Below are 20,046 nucleotides of genomic sequence, written 5' to 3' on the forward strand. Positions count from 1 at the left end.
AACTTAAATTAAGCTGCTTCAAGTGAGTTGATTTTTAAATTTGGAATGGTGATCGCTTCATCATCAACAAACAGCATTTTCATTCCCTTGCCTATAATAAATTCATCTTTTAGCTCTACCCAGTCAGACACTTGGCCTAGCTTTTCAAGCTCCGATTCAGAGTTAATATAAACAAGTGGTAAATGAGCAGTACCAGATGGACCATCTTTAATTGTAATTTCAACACGTAACCAAATACTTTCTAATAAAGACTCTACTGGCTCCATTTTTAACGATTCGATTTCGTTAAAGTTAGCTAAATAAAACTCACCATTAGTCCCTAACACCTCTAGGTATGGATTTAAGCAATCATCAAGATCTCTTGTTGATGCCTCGTCTGTGCTAACTCTTAAAGACTCCATCTGTTGAGCTATCTGAGCTGCTTCATCGGTTGAGCCTTCTATCAGAGCAACATGCATTTTCAAAAATAGTGTGTCTAATTCATTCGCATCATGAAATAACTTTGGAATACCTTTACCTTGATAAAAATCTACACGAGACTGCTGAGCACGAATTAAGTGTCTTAAATTTACTGCGCCTACTGCAAATTCTGGATTTTTTTGCACCATAAAATCTAGTTGTTTATCGGCTTTTTCAAGCTCACCATTGATGCAAAGTAGTTCGGCATAAATACTTCTGATATCAAAATTTAGTGGCTCATCTTGAAGCTCTTTAGCACAAAAAGATAATGCATCAGTAAGTTTCCCCTCGCGCATTAAGCTATGTATTTTTTTCATGACTATTCCTTTATTTTATGATGAGGACTGAGCTCAGTAATTAATTTAATACTGGAGATCATCTGATCTAATTGAAAATGTGGCTGTAATTGTAAAACAGAAAAGTAATGCCCTGGATTTGCTTTATTTTCACTAACTTTTATCCTGGCATTACTTAATGGATACTTACTTCTTATATGCTCGGAGGCCGAGTCTGAAGCAGTTGTATAATTATTTATCCACGCTTGTAAGTCTCGCTCACAAGCTTGTGCCGTGTTGTAAGAGCCGACACGGTCTCGAGCTAATAACTTTAAATAGTGGGCAAAGCGAGATACGCATAAAATATATTGCAGCATTGATGATAAACGTGCATTTATATTAGCGGCACTCGATTCATAGTTTTTGGGTTTTTGAACCGATGCATTACTATAAAAAACAATATGCTCTGTATTAGTTACTGAAGATGTTGGAATAAAGCCAAGTTCAGAAAATTGCTTTTCAAATTTGCTTGTTACTAGTAGGTTTAGCGGTGGCTTTGCTTCTTTTTGATATGTGTCGTTTGCAAAACTGTCTTTAGCCAGCCCTGTTACCAATCCCTTTGAAATTTTACCCGGTTCAATACCGCGAATGTGCCCAAACCAGCCGCTATCGCAATATGCTCTTATTATGGTAGATACGAATTGATAGGCTGCATTGCCCCAAAGCATATCGCTTTCAGGGTCTTTAATTTGTTCTTTAAAGTAAAAATCTTGATGACGTTTACCATCGTTGCTATATGGCGACCTAACTAATACATGAGGAAGCGTAAGCCCAATAAAACGAGACTCTTCCATCGCTCTAAAGCTTTGCCATTTAGCATACTCTGGTTGTTCAAACTGATTAAACAAGTCGGCGTAATAGCCTAAATCAGAAAAGTTATCTGCACCAAATAAGTTAGGAGAAGCGGAGCAAATAAATGGGGAAAAAGCTGCTGCAGCGGTTCTAGATATTTCTTTTATTGTGTCTATGTCATTATAAATTGTGCCCGCTGAGCACATGTTACTAATTTCGTAATCACCTATAACAACACCAAACGGTTCGCCACCTGCGCTATCAAATTCACTTTGATAAAGCAGTTGAAAAAATAAACTTTGGTCAAAATCAATGGCTTTGTTTACATCTTTAGAGAGTGTAGCCCAATCGCAGTTCAATACTTTTATTTTTACTTTATTTTCTTTGTCGTATTGTTCACTTTGAAGTATTAGCCACCAAAGATTACGCCAACTGGCTTCTAACTTTTGAAATCTATCATGATGAATGATCAGGTTTAATTGATCTGAAATGAGCTGATCGAGCTCCACAATTACACGTTGTAAATAGGGACCCAGTGATTCTTTAGTCCATGAGATAGGTGAATCTGAAGAGCCTTCAAGCCATAATAACAGGGCTTTATCTAGGTTTTTTTCGTATAAAAACCTATCGAGTAAAGCCTCATTATCACTTATTCTAGACTGCGCTTTTTGTACAAAAGCGAAGTCTTGATTTATAAATGAAAACTCTTCGTGATTCATTCTACTGCATTATCCTTAACGCTAAAGATCAGTTTATTAACCGATCTCTGGAATTTTAGCTACAAGGCGTAAAGAAGAAGTAAGCTCTTCCATTTGTAGCCAAGGTCGTAACCATGCAACTGCATTGTATGCACCTGGTTGACCTGGAATTTCCTTAACCGATACTTTTGCATCAGCTAGAGGATAACGTGCTCTGATATCTTGACCACCACCCTCAGTCGCATTTACATACGATAGGATCCAACGGTTTAACCAAGACTCAACGTCTTCAGCTTCCATAAAGCTGCCAATTTTATCACGCGCCATTACTTTTAAGTAATGAGCAAAACGAGACGTTGCCATAAGGTAAGGTAGACGTGCAGATATAGCCGCATTAGCTGTTGCATCTGGAGTAGAATAAACTTGTGGTTTTTGACAACTTTGGCCACCAAAAAATACAGCATAATCTGTATTTTTGTAATGACAAAGAGGTAAGAAACCTAACTTGCTTAATTCAGCTTCGCGACGGTCTGTAATGCCTATTTCTGTCGGACATTTAAGATCTGGATCGCCATCATCGCTAGTGAAAATATGAGTCGGAAGGCCTTCTACTTTACCGCCACCTTCAGCGCCACGTATTGCAGTACAGAAACCATATTGAGCAAATGCTTTGGTCATATTGGTTGCCATTGCATAAGCAGCATTACTCCAACAGTAATCACTGTTGTCAGTACTTACTGAACGGCCATCTTTTGGTTCAACTTCAAACTCTTCATAGTTAAATTCTTCAACAGGTTTAGAAGCAGCACCGTAAGGTAAGCGGGATAAGAAACGAGGCATAGTTAATGATACAAAACGTGAATCATCACTGTCTCTGAATGAGCGCCACTTAGTGTATTCTAAAGATTCAAATACTTTTTCTAAATCGCGAGGCTTAGTTAGCTCTTCCCAGTTATCAAAGCCAAATAATGATGGCGATGAAGCTGCAATAAACGGACAGAAACCAGCTGCTGCAACGTTAGACATTAGGCTCAGTGTTTCGACATCTTCAGGATGGTTAGTAAACTCAAAATCACCTACGATAGTACCGTAAGGTTCGCCACCTGGCGTACCAAACTCAGACTCATAAATTTTCTTGAATGTTTGGCTTTGATCAAACTCAACCGCTTTACTTAAATCTTTATGAAGCTCTTTTTTCTTCATATTAAGCATGCGGATTTTAAGTGTAGAGCTTGTCTCAGAATTCATTACTAAATGGTGTAATCCACGCCAAGAGCCTTCTAACTTTTGAAACTCTTCGCTGTGCATTACTACACTTAGCTGTTTTGAGATTTTTTGATCGATTAATTGAATTGCTTCATTAAACGTCACCGTCATGTTTTTATTCCACTGAACAGTCCCTTTTAAGGCTTCTTCTGTCAGTGTTTTTAGTAGCTCTTCTGCGCGGGTTGCATCTGTTTGCTTAGTCGCACCGATTGCTTGTTCTAATAGTGAAGACGTCGCTTCTGAGGTAGACTCTAATTCAGTACTTAGTTGCTCTGTACTCATTTTTCAGTCTCCTCTATTTTAAGCTCTTTTGCGATTGTATCTAAGCTTGAGGTATTGCTTAATACTTCTTCAAGTACGTTTTCTAATTCTTCTGAGCGGTCAATCTTAGTCATTAAATCGCGCAACTTGTTGCGTGTTTCCATTAATTTACGTAATGGCTCAACTTGGTTAACAACAGCAGCAGGTTCAAAGTCTTCTATAGATTTAAAATTAAGATCAACTTGAAATTCAGATCCATCGTCCGTTAATGTATTTTCAACTTTCCAGCTAAGTGAAGGGCTCATACGCTTTAAAACATCATTAAAGTTATCACGATCTATTTGTACAAATCGTCTATCTTTAAGTGGTTTTAATGCTTCAGTATTATCACCAGAGAAGTCGCCCATAACACCAACAACAAATGGCAATTCTTTTTTTACTGCCGCGCCTTCAGTTTCCACATCATAAGTGATGTGTACGCGAGGCTTACGAACTCGTTTTAATTTATCATGGATACTCATAGAGAACTCCTTTTACTTATGTTTCAGTTTCGCTGATTTTAATGCCAGATAACTTAAAGTACCCCGTCCTAGCATCACTATCTGTAATTAATTCATTTAATAATTCAGGCAGCGACAATTCGCTCCATCGAATTACTTGTTCTATGGTGTACGACATAGGTGAATGCGGCTCTGTCTTTCTAAAAAAAGTAGCGATTTCTTTGAGTTTATTAATCGCGCTTTCTCTTGAGTTAATTTCGTTATTAACTTGCACAGCTTGTAATGCAACACCTTGACCTTCGTCGTCCTCACTTTGCACCACTTCTTGCACTTCATTTAATGCCGCTTTGGCTTTTTCAGCAGCTTCAAGCTTATCTGCTGCAACATGCTCAACAGCAGCAAGGCTTAGTTCTAATGCTTGTTTTATATTTGAAGTGGGCTGGGGCTGACCCGTTACTCTATCCATTACTTCGCTTAATAAGGCAAATTGCTCAATCGCGTTTTCAATGTCTTGTTTTAAAGTAACAAAAAATTCAGTACTGGTTTCTGCAGCGCTTCTTTCAATAAGCTCATAATCAACAGCACCTAAATTAAGCTTTTTTTCTCTTTTCTCATCCGTTAAACGAGAAATATCATAGCCCTGCTGATACTCCCAAAAAGAATATGACTCCATACTGGCACTGTCTGTCAGATAGATACTTTTAATTGGGATTATTAATGTACCTTCCCCTGCTGAACCATTAAGGCCAACCAAGGCAGATACTTTGTCTGACACTTCATCATCGTCATCGAGTGACGGGTATAACTCATCAAAATAATTATCGAGCAAGTTATGAGCAACTTTAAAACCAAAAGCCAAACCTTTAAAACTATGAATTCGACAAAGGGCTTCGATAAACCAAGCTAAATATTCAATATCTTTGCTTTGTGTTTTTATTGCTTTGCTACATTGCTCTAATAAAGGAAGCCAATCTCTTGCTAGTGAGGAAATACCTTCTTCATCAACTAACGCATTTCTTTCTGCTGCACGAAGCTGGTTTCTTAAATCTTTTAAGGCGTAATAAGTCGACGTAGGAGACACATCCGAGCGAGGGTCGATACCTGCAACTTCGGTGTCTGAAATAGGGGAAATATACTCTTCAAATAAAAACATTCCGTCGTCCTAATAATTATCCATAAAATTCCAATAAAGCGGAGCGGATTTCATATTACATTCTTTATAATAAATTACAAGCCTAGTTACAATTGAGTTTAAATCTTAATTATTGCTTTTATATAAACAATTAAAATTTAATATACTTATTAATTAATAGATGTAATTAAAGTAAAAACTCAAGTATAAAATACAAACCAAATTTTTAACTTAAAATCGTTATTTAGAAAAAAGCGGGATAGTAGCTTCATCTTGAATGTTGAATGTTTCTGATTTATGACCAGCGTATCCTTCATCGTACTTTATTAAAATACAGGTCACATTATCTCTTGCACCTCGAACTAATGATGAATGCATAAGCGCCATACCAGAATCAATAATGCTACTAGGCTCTAGTGATAAACATATGTCCTCATCAGACAACTCACCGGTGAGCCCATCTGAACAAAGTAAAAATATATCGCCCGTTTTTACTTCATTTTGAATAACGTCTACTTTAACATCCGCAGTTACACCCACAGCTCTTGTGATTACATTTGATAATGGATGTGTCTTGGCTTCTTCTACTGAAATAATCCCTTCATCAATTAAATCGTTTACTTGACTGTGATCTCTCGATACCTGCTTAAGTTGACCATCTCGAAGCATATAAGCTCTGCTATCACCAACCCACAAAACATAGTACTTATTATTTTTAAGAAATAAGGCAGTAACTGTACTTCCTGCAGTTTTGCTACCTAAATATTGGGCACTATATTCGTTTAATTGCCTATTTGCATCTTCAATGGCTTCAACTATGTGAGGTACTTCAAGCTTCTCAAGTGGTAGCTCTTCAACTTTTGCTCTTATTACATCTACAACAAGCTGACTGGCAACTTCACCTGCTTCGTGACCACCCATTCCATCTGCGACAATCCATAAGTTATGGTTATTTATCTCTACATGCGCATCTTCGTTAAGCTGCCTCACAGCGCCTCGGTGGGTAATTGCATAACTTGTACTAAACTTGCTAATCACTATTTTTTACCTGTGTAAAGTTCCATTCCCAGTGTTTCCACCTTCCATCTAACATTGCTGCAACTTGATTTACCGCAGGCAAGCCTGGCGTTATGAGCACCATAGGTTTTATATTATAAGAGCCATGTGTCCACCAAACGCTGTAATCACCGTGTTTTTTTAACAAAAGAGCATGCATTGCATCTTGGAGGACTTGACTTGATAACTCATCACCTGAGAACTCAAATGCTTCTGCACTTTTATTTTTATCTACAGAGTTTAAAAAACTAACCTGCTTTTTAACTCCTGCTATAGAGTTTAGAGACTTAGCAACCTCTTTACGCCAAGAAAATAAATCAACCGAACTATCAAGCACTTTTAATACAGTGTCTTCATACTCTAAAGAAAACACGCCTGAGTTTAAAACATCAATAGGTGCAAATTCTAGTGTGCTAGCAACGGTGAAGGGATAGTGTCTACCTACTGCGTCCATACTCGGTAATAGAGTCCCCATAACGCCTTTGTCACCAACAATGTTTGGCGACAATGCAAAGTGCCATACTGGTCCAATTAAGTAATTATCTTGCCACACTTCACCTAGCTGTTCTTTACTCACAGCAATGGCTGCTTGCAGCCACTGCTCCCAATGCTCTGAAAATTCTTTCGATACGTTATCTTGTACAAAATCACCTAAACTAGGTACTTTGCCAAGATAACCAATATTTATAATCGGGTCGGACATGAAAACTTCTCTACACTTTTATTCCAAAATGGATGCCTGATTGATTTAGGCAATAACTCGACTTTCGCATCGTTTCCCATAAGTGAAAAATGTAGCTCTAAGTCTTCACGTGTTTTTGCTCTTTTAGCACTTAACTCGTCTAACATGCGATATAGCGACCATTCACCTTGGTAAGTTGTATTTATAGAACGACCACCATTTGGAGGAGTAAATACAACTCGTGTTTTACTCTGGCCACTTGCTCCAGGCCATACAAAATTTGTTACTCTAAGTGGACCATGTCTGTAAGTCATTGACTGACCATCAATCTCGAGCATAAAGCTAGAGATGGTACGATCTAATTCTAATGGTTTTAAACCAAACTCAATTCTTGGTGTTGCACTTCCGCCATCAAAAAAAACTGTTTGAATTTGATTCGCCAGTTCAAACATCGCTAATGTATCTCGGCTAATACCTATATCTTTTTCAAATTTCCATGGCGTTGAGCTCATATCTACACTTGGCGCAATATAGTTGGTGAAAAAGCTATCAATTGTTCCATCTGGGCCGAAAAATCGAGTGAAATCTTTCATATTCACTTCTTTATCTGCGTATGGAGAAAACGGATAACGGCCAACAATTGCAGCGTTATATTCGCGTAACACCTTACTTTTCCACATCTCGTTTAGATGTCTGTTGGCACTATTTTTAGTTATGTTACTAGTATCTCTACTTATATCTAACAGCCAACTATTAAACGGGTAAGGTAAATCTCGACTTTGAAACTCAAGCTGACGAATAAAGCTAGGCTTACTTTTACCGCTAATTTGGTCTTTAATTGACGATTTTAACTGATCGCCTCTATCAAGTTTGGTTAAGTAAACGTTTAGCTCTCTTAGATTTTTCTGAATATTATCTAATTGTTGAGCATCAATTTTTATTACATCTTCAAAGGCTTCTTCAACTTGGTGGCCCGGTAATTTAATATCAAATTTAGGGGCTTCGTCAGGTAAAAATCGCTTGATACGATTAGCTTTGGTTTGCATCGCTATTTCAGCGGCATTTGCTGCCACTTTACCTGCAGCCTTTTGATTATCAGATACTGGTAATTTAGTTAGCTGCACATTTTTTTGAACTGCTGTGATAATATTTTTAATAGGCGCTTCAGAGCCTGCTAAGGCATCAGTAATATTAACCCCCTCAGCCGGGGAGCTATATTGATTCAGGCTCAGATCATCAATAAATGATTGCCAATAATAGATATAATCTTGAAAATATCGCTGCTCTAGCTTCTTTTCAATCTCATCTTTAGAAATATCGTAGGTGCCAGTAGCTTCTTCCCCATATACCCAGCTACTTGCCATTAAATTTCCAAGCATTTTACTTTTCTCAACATTAAAAATGCCGTGAAAACCATTAAATGTATATAAGCCAGGAATGCTACGCGTAAGCTCACCGCCATTTCTGAAAGTGAACTTTTGTGCACTTTCAAAACTAATAATATCTGTAAGCCTAAATGGCGGGATACTACTGTCTAAGAAGTCTGCTTGTAATCGTTGATAGGCTCGCTCTGCAATGGGCAGTTTAGTTAGCTCCGCACGAGCAACACGCACGGCTTGATTATCAATCTGTGTTTGTTGACCTATACCATTTTCAAGTAATGCAGCAACATGCTCCATAAGCTCTACTCTGGTTTGCATATTTTTATCGCCAGGCAAATTTCGCTCTAAATAAGCGTTAAACCAAGCGGTTATATCTTCGCCTTCAAAGTATTCCGGCTGAAACAACATCAAATAACACTTAAGGGTTTCATACAAATAACTTAGGTGCTCTGGATGAGCTTCCATTTCTTTTATTAAGGTGCTTGCGATAAATGGTTCTAAATACGTTTGCAATGAACGGTCGTAAGCCTTTGTAGAAGCTAACTTTATCTCATCTAATTTGTTAAACCCTATTGATTTAGATTCTTGCGTATTTACAAGTTTAAGGTTACTTGCTGGCAGGTTTCTTAGAGCCTTTAGCCTATCATTTAATACAAGGAGGTTATTACGGTCAAATGAGGCCGAGTCAAGCTCCTGATACGTTGCAATAGCATCCTCAGTCTCTGAAATTAAGTTACTATTCCAAGCAAAACTAAAGTACCACGATATTGAAAAACCAAATAAAGCTATGCATGCAAGTGATATGCTTCCAACACGAAGCCATTTATTCTGTTTGTCGTGATGTTTGTTAGTGCTTGCTAAGTTTTGTTCTGGAAAAATTACGCCTTCTAGTACGTTTTTTATGAAAAAGCTTTTTGATTGGTTAATGTATCCAGATTCACCCGCATTGACTTCGTTTAAAAAGCTTGATGGTGTCCCTTCCTGTGTTGCACTTGTAAGGTAAACACCACGAAACATTGGTAGTTCTTCGTAAGCATTAGGAGTAAATATCTCTTTTAAAAAAGCATCGCCTACGCCCTGCAAAACACGAAGCTGTCTAGGAAATTCAAATATTTTAGCGCGAATTTCTTCGTTTCTTTCATTAATCAATCTACGATTTAACATTTCAGTTAATTTAGAAATTAATGAGTGAAACTCTTTATTAAATGCATCTACTTGCGTATCTTTATCTAAATCAAGTTCGAAGGTTACGCCCCATACCTGCTCGCACTCTTCCTCTGTTAATTCGCCAAAAAACTCTCTAAACCCTTCAATTAAATCTACTTTAGAAAAAATAACATAAACAGGAAAGGTCATGCCTAATTGGCTTTGTAGCTCTTGTAAGCGTTGTTTGATAGCACGAGCATGTAGATTTCTTTCAGTTTTGGTCTGGCTCATAAGCTCAGAAATACCCATACTGATCATTACACCATTAATCGGTCTAAGAGGGCGGTACTTACGAAGTAATCCTAAAAAGCCCTCCCATGCACGTGAGTCATGCTTTGCATGGCTGCTTTGTGTTGTGTAGCGCCCTGCGGTGTCAATTAAAACAGCTTTATTGGTAAACCACCAATCACAATTTCGAGTACCGCCAACACCATGAACTAAATCAACTCCCAGTTTATCTTTTAGTGGGTAATCAAGCCCTGAGTTATGAATAACGGTAGTTTTGCCAGCCCCTGGCGGCCCTATCATTATGTACCAAGGCAGCTGGTAAATGTTCTTACCTTTGAACAGCTTTACATCTTTTAAAAGATCGATAGCTTCGTTCATTCGCGTTTTAAGTGTAGTAATTTCTTCATTTACTTCAGAGCTATTTGTATCGCTATTACTATCAATTAACTCATCAGCCATCTTTTCGTCTCGCTTGCTTTGTTGCATAAGACGATAAATTTTAGACACAGAAAAAACTAATAAAACCAATATAATAGTAAACAGCCTTGCCGCAATACTTTGTAGTGGTACATAGTCAGCTATTGCGATTAATGGGCCACCAAACCAAATTAGTAATGATAAAGCCAAAAAGCCTATAATTAACATTGCCGTACGAGATGTAAGTGCGTAGGTCACTTTTTTTATTTTTTGTGAAAAACTCATTTCAGCCTCTTAAAATAATAAATCGATTTCTATTCGTCGGTTTAGTGACCGAGAAACTGAATCTGAATTACTGGCGATAGGCTCTGCTGCGCCCTTACCTTCGGGCCATAAACGCCCACTGAGGTTTGTACTTTTAGCCATAGAGTTTGCAACTTGTGTTGCACGCGCTAAAGAAAGGTGCCAATTAGAAGGGTACTTATCAGTTTTAATTGGTGTATCGTCTGTGTGACCAGTTATTAAAATACGCCCTTTTGTTCCTTCAAGACTTAACGCTAGTTTTTCTAAAATAGGCTGAAATGAAGGTAATAATTTAGAGTCACCTTGGTTAAAGAGGCTCTCACTATTAATAGAAATTCTGATTCTATCGATATTTTTCTTTATCTTCACAATCCCCATCTGAATCTCAGTTTGTAATAGTTGCTCTAATACAAGTAGCTGCTGATCCTTTTTGTCTACTGCTTGGTCTTCTGCTAAAGGGTGTATGATGGCAAGCTTGTCATTAATAGCCGTAACATCATCATTTAGCTTCATATTTATAAATAAATAAACGGTAAGTAAAAGTAAGCCTAAAACAGAAAAAATAACCCACAGTGGCACCTGATTTCTTAATTCTACGCCAGCGGCTACTCTTTGCTTCCAGTTAGGAGAAAGCTTATTATTGATTGGCCCGTCTAATTGATTTAATAGGTGGTACATCTGTGAGCGGTATTCTTCTACTTTATTATCACCCACAGTATCTAATCTGTACTTACCTTTAAAACCTAAATTTAGACAGTGGTATTGCAGCTCTAAAAAGGCTTTGTGTTGCTCAGGCTGGGTCAATGCATTATCAAGTAAAGTATAAAAGTACTCACCGCCAAAGGTCTCTTTATGAAATGTTGAAAGCAAGCTTTCGTCAGCCCATTCCATGGAGCTCCATTTAGAATTTAAAACAGACTCATCTAAAATTGCACATAAACAATAACGAGAGTTTTTGATTACATCTTTTGATAAATTTTGATTACGAACCTCGACTTCAAATCGTTTAATAGCATCTACACAGCGATGTTTTAAAGCAGCCAAGTTAGTCATTTCAACTGATTTTCTAATTGAAATAACCAATGAAAAACAGTCTGTCGCAGCTTCCATTAAAGGGTTTTTAAATATAGAGACCTTAGTGGTACTAGGAATACTGCTTGCAGCAGGTTCAACAGACATGACTGTTTTGTCTGGATCATTATCTACTTGATTATTATTCGAGGCATCACGCCCTAATCGACCAGGACGTGGTTTTATAATGGTTTCGTCCATTGAAACTCTTCCTTTTAAAAGTTAAGTTCTTATTGCCCACAGGCTTAATTGTAACTCGGGGTAATTTCCAGACAAGTGAATAGCGATACCACCACTTGAATGGAGTTTTGCCCAATGCTCGCCATGTTTATTTAATTCAAAATAATGAAAACCTGCATGGTAAGGAATTTGACGCGGTGCCGTTGGTAAGTTACTAATTGTAATACCTGGGATTTGATTATTTACTAAATCTCGGATTGTCTCAACACTGCCTATCTTAATTTGAGAAGGGAGTATCTTACGAAGCTCTTCGTGAGGAACACTCGCCTTGATAGCCAATACAAATTGACCAGAGCTAAGTATCGATTTATCTTTGAGCGCACCAAAAGAAATACCAAACTTGCTTTGCTCTAGCTTTATTTCTGTCGCAGTTTGCTCGATTACATGGCTTAGAGATTGGTATAAGAAATTTACTACTTCACTAAATACCGGACCTAAATTTTTGTGATCGTATTTGGGTAATTTAGGCACTCTTTTGTTCGCTGTACTAAAAGTAGATAACTCACCGGCAAGTTCAATTAAGCGTGTATAAAGAATATTTGGGTGAAGGTTATTAACTGATAATAAGTTCTCAAACACAGCATCGTACTTGTTAAGTGTTTGCAGCATAATAAAATCGGCTACAGATGTGCTTCCTGCATAGCCTTGGCACAACCGAACAGCAATACTCTCTGAGCGTTGTTTTATCATTGAGCCAATCTCTCTCACTAAACCAAGTAATGGCTTACATTGGCCTACTTTTAATGATGCAGGAATATACTTGGAATCGAGCTTAATTTGTCCTTCGCTACTTACTTCAATAATGCGTGCTAATGGCAACAATATATAGCCAGCATGATCGTCTGATGACAATACTAGCTTACTAAATACCTTAGCTACTTGAATAATTTCTTGAGCTTGCGCACCTAAAGAGTCATCACTTACTGATAAATCATTAAGTTTATAACGTGTAACAATATCCTCATCTGAAGAGGAAATATTGATACCACTTGTTTTTAGAGCAGGAACCGCTAAGTAAATTATTTCATCATAAACGTCTTTACCAACCACTAATGGCTCAGGTAAAGAGGTTGATTGAGGCATATCAATAGGTAGCAAATCAGGAGTAATAGCTGACAAAGATTCAATCGCAAATTGACCTGAGCTTAATAACTGAGTGTCGATACTTATATCAAGTATGCCCCAAGGATCTGCTAAATTCCCATTGCAAATTTGTTTTATTAAATGCGAAAAATGCTTATCTGACTGCTGAAAGTGTTGCGGCCTTAAGAACATTCCTTCGGTCCAGGCAACACGAGTGTTATCACTCATTATACAAATCCTTTTTTATTGCTCTCTCATGTATGTAGCAATGGCTTCAACATTTACATCTATATCGTCATAGCCTGTAGGGTCAACTTCAATTACAGCTCTCCAACGGGCTTGGTCGATATCTCTGTACGCAACAACAACGCCAACATATCGCGTATTGCGGTTTAAGCTCATTTTATATTCTTGAACAGAATTTGGCTGTAATTCTAATTCATCTTTTTTTAATAAGTCTGGGCCTAATAGTTTTTCAGGTGATTCGTATAAACTAAAAAAATCCTGAGTATCAAAAATTGTTCGTGAGCTAAGCTCAAAAATTTTCATTACTACCGGTGAAGGCCTATCCGAAGTGTCCGGATTAACATTTTTAGACACATTGATTTTTAGATCTGTAGAAGGCGGTACAAACTTATTAACAGTTGAACAACCCATGGCTAAAAACAGTAAACTGAAACTCATTAAAAAGAGCTTAAACTTGTTCATTATCTACCTTCCTTTCTAGAACGATTCTTTAATTCTATCGTTATATGCTTTTAAGAAATCATCTGACAATGCCATAGCTCCCTTACTATTTACATCATGAGATAACTCATCATATAAATTTTGGTATAGCTTCCAGCACTTAGCCTCTGTTTGGCCTGGGATGATTTTTAATACGTTAGAATTATCATTTATTTGTTGATTTATGTGTTGGGGAGAAACTTGCTCTAACATCCCTTTTAATACGCCATCAGCTCCTGCTAATAAAGCATGTTCATGTCTTCGAGTGTCAACAAAGCTTTCTTTGATTGATTCTCGAGACGACAGGAAGCTTGCACTATTTCTGATGAATAAATTCTGAATAACATCATCAATATCTGCCGAAAACTTGATTGGATTATTTTGTTGAGTTTGAAACATTGTTTGGTTTAAACGCAATTGGTTTTTCACAAGTGCTCTTTGGCGAAGGGACTCCATCAACTCTGTTAGTAATAAGTTTAACCCTTGGCCCATTTCAAACCAAAGTTCTTGCGAGTTTAGCGAATTTTGTAACTCAGCTTTAATCCCTAACCCGTTTAAAAAAGCATCGGTTAACGCAGTATCTTCAGTCGGTGATGTTGGATTTTTTTGTACAACGGGCTTATGAACAGGCTTTACAGCTTGAGGTTTGTTTGCAGGTGTATCAAGTACTGCGGCCTCAACTGAAACTTGTTGTTTAACAGGCTGTTTTGGCTGTGGCTTACTCACAACAGGTGATTGTTGAGTTACTACCTCTGGATTCATTAAATGAGCAAGCTCATCCCAGTTCTCCGGTATTTGGTTTGCTGAATTATCTTCACTGGCCTGAGTCATAGAAACTGCGGGCATAGACTCATCCATTATTGACTCATTAAAATACGGTTCTGGTTCAGAAAAAGACTCAATAGGATGTTGATACGCGCTTTCAGGCTCTTGGCTTAAACTAGCAGCTGCGCCTAAATTACCATGATCAGTGTCAGACGTTTTATCATTAGTAGCTAATTTTACTTCAACTTGAAAATCACCCACGGTGATCGTATCGCTATCAGACAAGCGTTGTTTATTGCCTTGACCTAATGGAGCTACGCCAAAATTTACAAAAGTACCATTCGTAGATGTATCGTAAACATAAAAAGAATCGCCCTCTTTTACTATCCGTCCGTGCTTACTAGAAATGATTTTTTCAGGATCAGGAAAATGCCAATCGCATGTTTCTGAGCGGCCAAATATTAGAGAATCTTTTACTGTTTTAGTAGCTTCAATTTCTGGAGAGAGTCTATGATAACTAGTGATATTTAGTATCAGTTCCATTTGATAAGTTAGTCCCATAAATCTACATTTTTATTAGGATAAAGTAGAAGAGAAACTATTGTCAACATTGAAATTAATATATGAGAATATACTCCGAGATTAAAAAGGTGAATTTAAATTAATCTAATCTAAAAAATGTCTACTTTATAATGCTTTTTTTAAAACCCCAAAAGCATATTTTGTATGTTCCTATTTATGGTGTCATTAATTTTTATCCCTACATTACTTTTTTGTCTATAACGCCTTAAAACCTTGTGGCACAATACTCTTAACTCAGAACGGCGTGTAAATTAAAATAACTATTAAGCAATATTCTAATTATTAATATAAATGCTATTAACTTTTAAAAGATTTGAATGAAAGTTCTGCTATTGAAGCATTGCTAAGTTGGGTGATATTTGTAAAAATACAGAGCATATCAAAGGGAGAATTGATAAAAATAAAAAAACTCACCTTTGCGATTATTTAAATATATACAATAAAAGGATTTATAATGAGCGGTGTAAACAGTTCTAATGATAAAACGCAAATAGCTTCGCTTGAATCAAATATTCGCACACCAAAATCAGTAAATAAATTAAACCTCGTTGGTAAAAAAATATCAGACCGCTATTTAGTTGAAGAGCTTATCGGCCAAGGTGGTATGTGTTATATTTACCGCGCTAGGGATTTGTTTTTAGAAAGCGCGAGTCGCCCAGAAGTTTTCGTCGCAATTAAAGTATTGTTAGAAGAGTTTTCAAATTCTGAAGACGCTATTTCGCTTCTAAAAGATGAAACAACTAAAACACAGCAGCTCTCTCACCCTAACATCGTAAAAGTATATTCAGCAGGGTTCGATAAGGGTTTGCATTACGTAACTATGGAGTTAGTAGAAGGCGAAACACTAGAGCAAATTATTAAACGCAATAAGCCTTCTGGAATGATTTTCAAAAAAGCGAATGTAATTCTTAATCAACTTGCAGATGCATTAATTTATGCTCATGCTCGTGGTGTTATTCACAATGATTTAAAACCATCGAATATAATTTTTGATTCTAATGGTAGCCTTAAAGTGCTTGACTTTGGTATTGCAAAACATAAAACCATTGAAGATGCCTATGCGGTAAAAAGTGAATCAACGTCAGGTGCTATCGGAGGTTATACCCCGACCTATGCAAGCCCAGAGCAACTTAAAGGTGCTGCAGCATCTGTTAAAGATGACGTTTTTTCTTATGCGTGTATTGCTCTAGAATTATTAAGTAGCAAACATCCATATAATCGTGTTGCAGCAGATACACTCCCTAAGGATACATCAGTAAGACGTCCTAGTAATTGTCCATTATGGCTGTGGAGTTCACTTAGTGAAGCAATTTCTTTAGATGCCGCTAAAAGAACTGGTTCACTAAAGCCTATTTTAGCTAAGCTTCAAAGTAACTTTAAGCCAGCAATCGCGATTGTAGCCAGCACTGTAGTTTTAGCCTTTTTAGCCAGTCAGTACTTTCTCACAAACACTAACAATATTAAACAACTTGAAGCTAAGTTAGATAATGCTAAAGCAATAAACCAACAGGTAGAAACTTGGATGTCTTGGAGTGGGCCTGAAATTTTAAATAAACTTTCAGAAATTCCTCCTCAGTACGAGGTACTAAAGCAAGGTTTATTAAGGGCTAATCAAGAAAATATCTTACAAAGCTTCGATTACAGAGCTAATCAGATCAATACAATCGCCAACAAATTTAAAGACTTTGATGAAACAATTAATGTTTACAGTAAAGCACTAGAGTATTACCCAGACTCAGAAAAACTATCTGTACAACTTGAAAGTATTTTAAGAGAGCGCCAATCAATAATTTCAGATATTACTTCTCGCATTGATTTGTTACTTGAACAATCCCGCTACAGTGAGCTGGACAACAATAGTATCCCTCAATTAATCAATGATTTAAACACAGTAGACAGTACCTACGTTTATCGCCCGTCTGCAGTACATTTTGATAACTACAAACTTGCCTTAGATAAAGCTATTGAAGAAGATGATGTTATCACGCAAAGATCTTTACTTGATGTGGGTAAAGTTATTTTTACTAATAATCAAAAAAATGAACTTGGATTTGCAGACCTTTTGAAAAGAGAGTCGGCGATAGATGCTTTAACGTTCTACCAAGAAAAAATAAATTTGGGTGAAGAAGCTGATTTTCCGACTGAAGATGCAATTGTTTTTTACGGCCCTAGATTTGACAGATATACAAAAAAACTAGAGGCGATTGAAGAGTACAAAGAGTTGCTAAATTTTGAAGAATTAATTAATACTGAGTCTGCTGCATTGCCAAAAGACTTTTCTTTACTGGTATCTTTAAAACAAGAATTATCTAGACGCTACATCACTATGGCAAATACATTAATGAAAAGAAAGATGTACCGCACAGCAGAACAGCTAGTTGAAAGAAGCGAAGCTATTACTCAGTCTCTTGATAATGTGATGCTTTAAATATTTATTTGATGAGTCCCATCAAATAAATATAGAAATACATATTTAACTAATATACGAAAGTCAGGGATGACGGGGTCAGCGACCTTTTTGCACCAACTCCTCCAAGATTTTTCGTAATTATTACTATTTTAATAAGTTTACGGAGTACCTATGAAGAAGATAAGCACACTAGCAACACTGTTATTACTAAGTGGTTGTTCTACTACATCATCAGTAGACAAAATGCAGCAAATGACAAAAGAAGAGGCTGTTCAAATACAAGAAAAAACTGTTGAAGCTGTAGCTCCTGTTTCACTAACTGTAATCACTAACCCTAGAGATGCACGCGTACGCATAATGAACATAAAGCCTGTATACGAAGACGCTATTGTATTAGACGAAGGTAAATACGACGTTGAAGTAAGCAAATCTGGCTACCTAACTTACCGCAAATGGGTTGTTGTAGATAAAAAGACTATTTTAACTATAAATTTAGATGAAGTAGCAGCAACTGAAGCAGCTAACTAGGCACTAAATAGGATTGTTAATTATGCCTTTAAAGCTTTTTAAAGGCATAACTTTAACCGCTTATCAAAAAATAACACACACCAGCTATCCCACTCACATTTATAACAATACACATCCACAATACCACTATAAAACGCCGTTTTTGAGATTTATGCCTAAGCCATTGCTGTGCAATAAGTGCGCCGGGCCAGCCGCCGAATAATGATAATAACTGCAGTGTTCGCTCGCTCGTGCGGTTTACTTTTTTATATGCTGACTGTTTTGCTTGTCGCTTATCCCATGCGTACATAGCAAAAGTAATAACGCTCAATATACTGACGTAAGTTGGTAAGTATATTGGTACATAAAGAGGCAAGTATTGAAAAAAATATGCTAACCAAATAGCTGCTAATAAAAGTAATGAAAGAGTGATTAATATTTTCTTTATCAATTAATAATCGCCTATACTAAAAGTTGTTAAACAAAAAATAATAAGAGCCAAATTATGACATATTTTAAAGCGCTATTCTTAGCATTATGCTTATTCACATTTAACAACTATGCATCCGATACACCCACCAATCTTGATAAAGAGCTTGCCGTTTTCAAACCCTATTTAGGTACTTGGCAAGCTGATTTTGAAGTGCCTAAGGGTGAAAAGCCTATACAAGATATTGGTATATGGGAGCGCGCATTAAATGGTAAAGCTATTCATACCAAGCACTCTATTAACGAAGGCGAATACGGCGGAGAGTCGATGATTTTTTACGACAGTAAAAAAGAGTCATTGGTTTTTTACTATTTTACTACCGCTGGTTTTTATACAAAAGGCACTATCAAAGTTTTGAGCCCAACTCAGTTTGTGGCGTATGAAGAAGTCACTGGCAGTAAAGAAGGTATAACTAAAGTTAAATCGATGAGTGATTTTAAAGAGGGTAAATTTGTAGTCTCTACCTCTTATTTAAAAAAGGGTGAATGGACTAAACCCGAGCAGCGTATTTATACTCGCAGTTCAAAAGCCGTTAAATTTAAATAGCGTTGTATTTAAAATACAAAAAGGCAGCCTAGGCTGCCTTTGTTATTTATTAAATTGGTATTATTTAGCAAACTTTTTAAATGGTTCGTCAACTGGTGTATCAGCAAGGTGGTTTGTGTAATTGCTCATTACTTTTTGCGATAAACCAACAATAATTTCTAGTAGTTGTTGCTTAGCGTAACCTGCTGCAAAAAACTTCTCAATTTGCTCGTCGCTAATTACGCCGCGATCGCGTGTCATTGCAAGCGTTGTTTCGCGTAGTGTTTCAAGTTTTTCATCTGCAAGTGGTGTTTTGTTTACCAGTGCATCTACAATACCTTGGTCAACTTTCATTGAAGCGGCAATTGCGCTGTGCGCTGGTACACAGTAATGACACTCGTGCTCAACGTTAATTGTTTGCCATACAACCGTTAGCTCTTCTGCGTTAAACGAAGTTTTTTGAAATAGCTCATGCAGTACTTGGTAGCCTTTAAGTAACGTAGGCGCCTCTGCCATTACTGCGTGAAGATTAGGCACCATGCCAAATGCTGCTACTGAATCAGCCATAAGCGATTTTGATTCTTCAGGTGCGTTGTCTTGAGTATATAACGTAAATTCTGCCATGTTCTGCTCCAATAAATTAATGTGTTTGAGTAACCTGAACTCTGGATAATAAATCTATCTCTAACAGCTATTTTCAGCGATAACTGCGTTGAATTTACTTGCAATAGGCTAGCTATTGACGCGTAGATTCGCCTTGTTTTCACTAAAAACCTCTGGCTAGAGAAAATAACCTTTAATATCATCATGAAGAAATATGTTAGTAAATCTCTTAACCATAATTCAGGTTAAATAACTTCGAGACACATACTATTTGATTTTGAGCGACTGTTCAAGTTAAAATTGAACATACGTTCAAAATAGTTGAGA

At 37.0% G+C, this 20,046-nt stretch carries 17 protein-coding genes; 3 read left to right on the forward strand and 14 right to left on the reverse strand.

Annotated elements, in window-relative coordinates; all coding sequences use genetic code 11:
• Positions 1-8: 8 nt before the first annotated feature.
• The 12 genes from J8L73_RS13060 to tagH form a co-directional block, all read right to left on the reverse strand.
• Positions 9-776, reverse strand: a complete 768-nt coding sequence (locus J8L73_RS13060) for a type VI secretion system accessory protein TagJ (RefSeq protein ID WP_211017672.1) — start codon at positions 774-776, stop codon at positions 9-11.
• 2 nt (positions 777-778) lie between these two features.
• On the reverse strand, positions 779-2,305 hold the full coding sequence (gene tssC, locus J8L73_RS13065; protein WP_211017673.1) for a type VI secretion system contractile sheath large subunit: 1,527 nt from the start codon (positions 2,303-2,305) through the stop codon (positions 779-781).
• A gap of 36 nt (positions 2,306-2,341) precedes the next feature.
• Complete coding sequence (gene tssC / locus J8L73_RS13070; protein WP_211017675.1) at positions 2,342-3,832, reverse strand: type VI secretion system contractile sheath large subunit; 1,491 nt, start codon at positions 3,830-3,832, stop codon at positions 2,342-2,344.
• On the reverse strand, positions 3,829-4,332 hold the full coding sequence (gene tssB, locus J8L73_RS13075; RefSeq protein WP_211017678.1) for a type VI secretion system contractile sheath small subunit: 504 nt from the start codon (positions 4,330-4,332) through the stop codon (positions 3,829-3,831). Before tssB ends, tssC (J8L73_RS13070) begins: the two co-directional genes overlap by 4 nt.
• A gap of 16 nt (positions 4,333-4,348) precedes the next feature.
• A complete protein-coding gene (gene tssA, locus J8L73_RS13080; protein ID WP_211017680.1) occupies positions 4,349-5,464 on the reverse strand; it encodes a type VI secretion system protein TssA in 1,116 nt (371 codons plus the stop codon).
• A gap of 219 nt (positions 5,465-5,683) precedes the next feature.
• On the reverse strand, positions 5,684-6,481 hold the full coding sequence (locus J8L73_RS13085; protein ID WP_211017689.1) for a protein phosphatase 2C domain-containing protein: 798 nt from the start codon (positions 6,479-6,481) through the stop codon (positions 5,684-5,686).
• Positions 6,474-7,202 (reverse strand): type VI secretion system-associated protein TagF, encoded by a 729-nt coding sequence (gene tagF / locus J8L73_RS13090; protein ID WP_211017690.1) that lies wholly within the window; start codon positions 7,200-7,202, stop codon positions 6,474-6,476. Before tagF ends, J8L73_RS13085 begins: the two co-directional genes overlap by 8 nt.
• Positions 7,184-10,699 carry a type VI secretion system membrane subunit TssM gene (gene tssM, locus J8L73_RS13095; protein ID WP_211017692.1) on the reverse strand — a complete coding sequence of 1,172 codons (3,516 nt, stop codon included), beginning with the start codon at positions 10,697-10,699 and terminating at the stop codon, positions 7,184-7,186. Before tssM ends, tagF begins: the two co-directional genes overlap by 19 nt.
• 9 nt (positions 10,700-10,708) lie before the next feature.
• On the reverse strand, positions 10,709-11,989 hold the full coding sequence (gene tssL / locus J8L73_RS13100) for a type VI secretion system protein TssL, long form (protein WP_211017694.1): 1,281 nt from the start codon (positions 11,987-11,989) through the stop codon (positions 10,709-10,711).
• A gap of 21 nt (positions 11,990-12,010) precedes the next feature.
• Positions 12,011-13,339: a type VI secretion system baseplate subunit TssK gene (gene tssK / locus J8L73_RS13105; RefSeq protein WP_211017696.1), complete on the reverse strand. Its 1,329-nt coding sequence runs from the start codon at positions 13,337-13,339 to the stop codon at positions 12,011-12,013.
• A gap of 15 nt (positions 13,340-13,354) precedes the next feature.
• Positions 13,355-13,819 (reverse strand): type VI secretion system lipoprotein TssJ, encoded by a 465-nt coding sequence (tssJ, locus tag J8L73_RS13110; RefSeq protein ID WP_211017698.1) that lies wholly within the window; start codon positions 13,817-13,819, stop codon positions 13,355-13,357.
• Positions 13,820-13,834: 15 nt separating this feature from the next.
• On the reverse strand, positions 13,835-15,145 hold the full coding sequence (gene tagH / locus J8L73_RS13115) for a type VI secretion system-associated FHA domain protein TagH (protein ID WP_211017700.1): 1,311 nt from the start codon (positions 15,143-15,145) through the stop codon (positions 13,835-13,837).
• 493 nt (positions 15,146-15,638) lie between these two features.
• On the opposite strand from tagH, the gene J8L73_RS13120 reads away from it, so the two are divergent.
• Together J8L73_RS13120 and J8L73_RS13125 are read left to right on the forward strand one after the other, a co-directional pair.
• Entirely contained in the window at positions 15,639-17,612 is a 1,974-nt protein-coding gene (locus tag J8L73_RS13120; RefSeq protein WP_211017701.1) for a serine/threonine-protein kinase, read from the forward strand.
• 153 nt (positions 17,613-17,765) lie between these two features.
• Positions 17,766-18,122 carry a PEGA domain-containing protein gene (locus J8L73_RS13125; protein WP_211017710.1) on the forward strand — a complete coding sequence of 119 codons (357 nt, stop codon included), beginning with the start codon at positions 17,766-17,768 and terminating at the stop codon, positions 18,120-18,122.
• Positions 18,123-18,174: 52 nt separating this feature from the next.
• On the opposite strand, the gene J8L73_RS13130 is transcribed toward J8L73_RS13125, so the two are convergent.
• Entirely contained in the window at positions 18,175-18,552 is a 378-nt protein-coding gene (locus J8L73_RS13130) for a DUF1294 domain-containing protein (protein WP_211017712.1), read from the reverse strand.
• Between the two features lie 54 nt (positions 18,553-18,606).
• Here J8L73_RS13130 and J8L73_RS13135 point away from each other — a divergent pair, with 54 nt between their 5' ends.
• Positions 18,607-19,137: a hypothetical protein gene (locus tag J8L73_RS13135; RefSeq protein WP_211017714.1), complete on the forward strand. Its 531-nt coding sequence runs from the start codon at positions 18,607-18,609 to the stop codon at positions 19,135-19,137.
• A 60-nt stretch (positions 19,138-19,197) separates the two neighbouring features.
• Here the strand turns inward: J8L73_RS13135 and J8L73_RS13140 are convergent, their stop codons facing one another.
• Positions 19,198-19,740: a carboxymuconolactone decarboxylase family protein gene (locus J8L73_RS13140; RefSeq protein ID WP_210999876.1), complete on the reverse strand. Its 543-nt coding sequence runs from the start codon at positions 19,738-19,740 to the stop codon at positions 19,198-19,200.
• Positions 19,741-20,046 lie beyond the last annotated feature (306 nt).

The sequence above is a fragment of the Pseudoalteromonas sp. MMG006 genome, assembly GCF_018101025.1.
Taxonomy (GTDB): Bacteria; Pseudomonadota; Gammaproteobacteria; order Enterobacterales; family Alteromonadaceae; genus Pseudoalteromonas.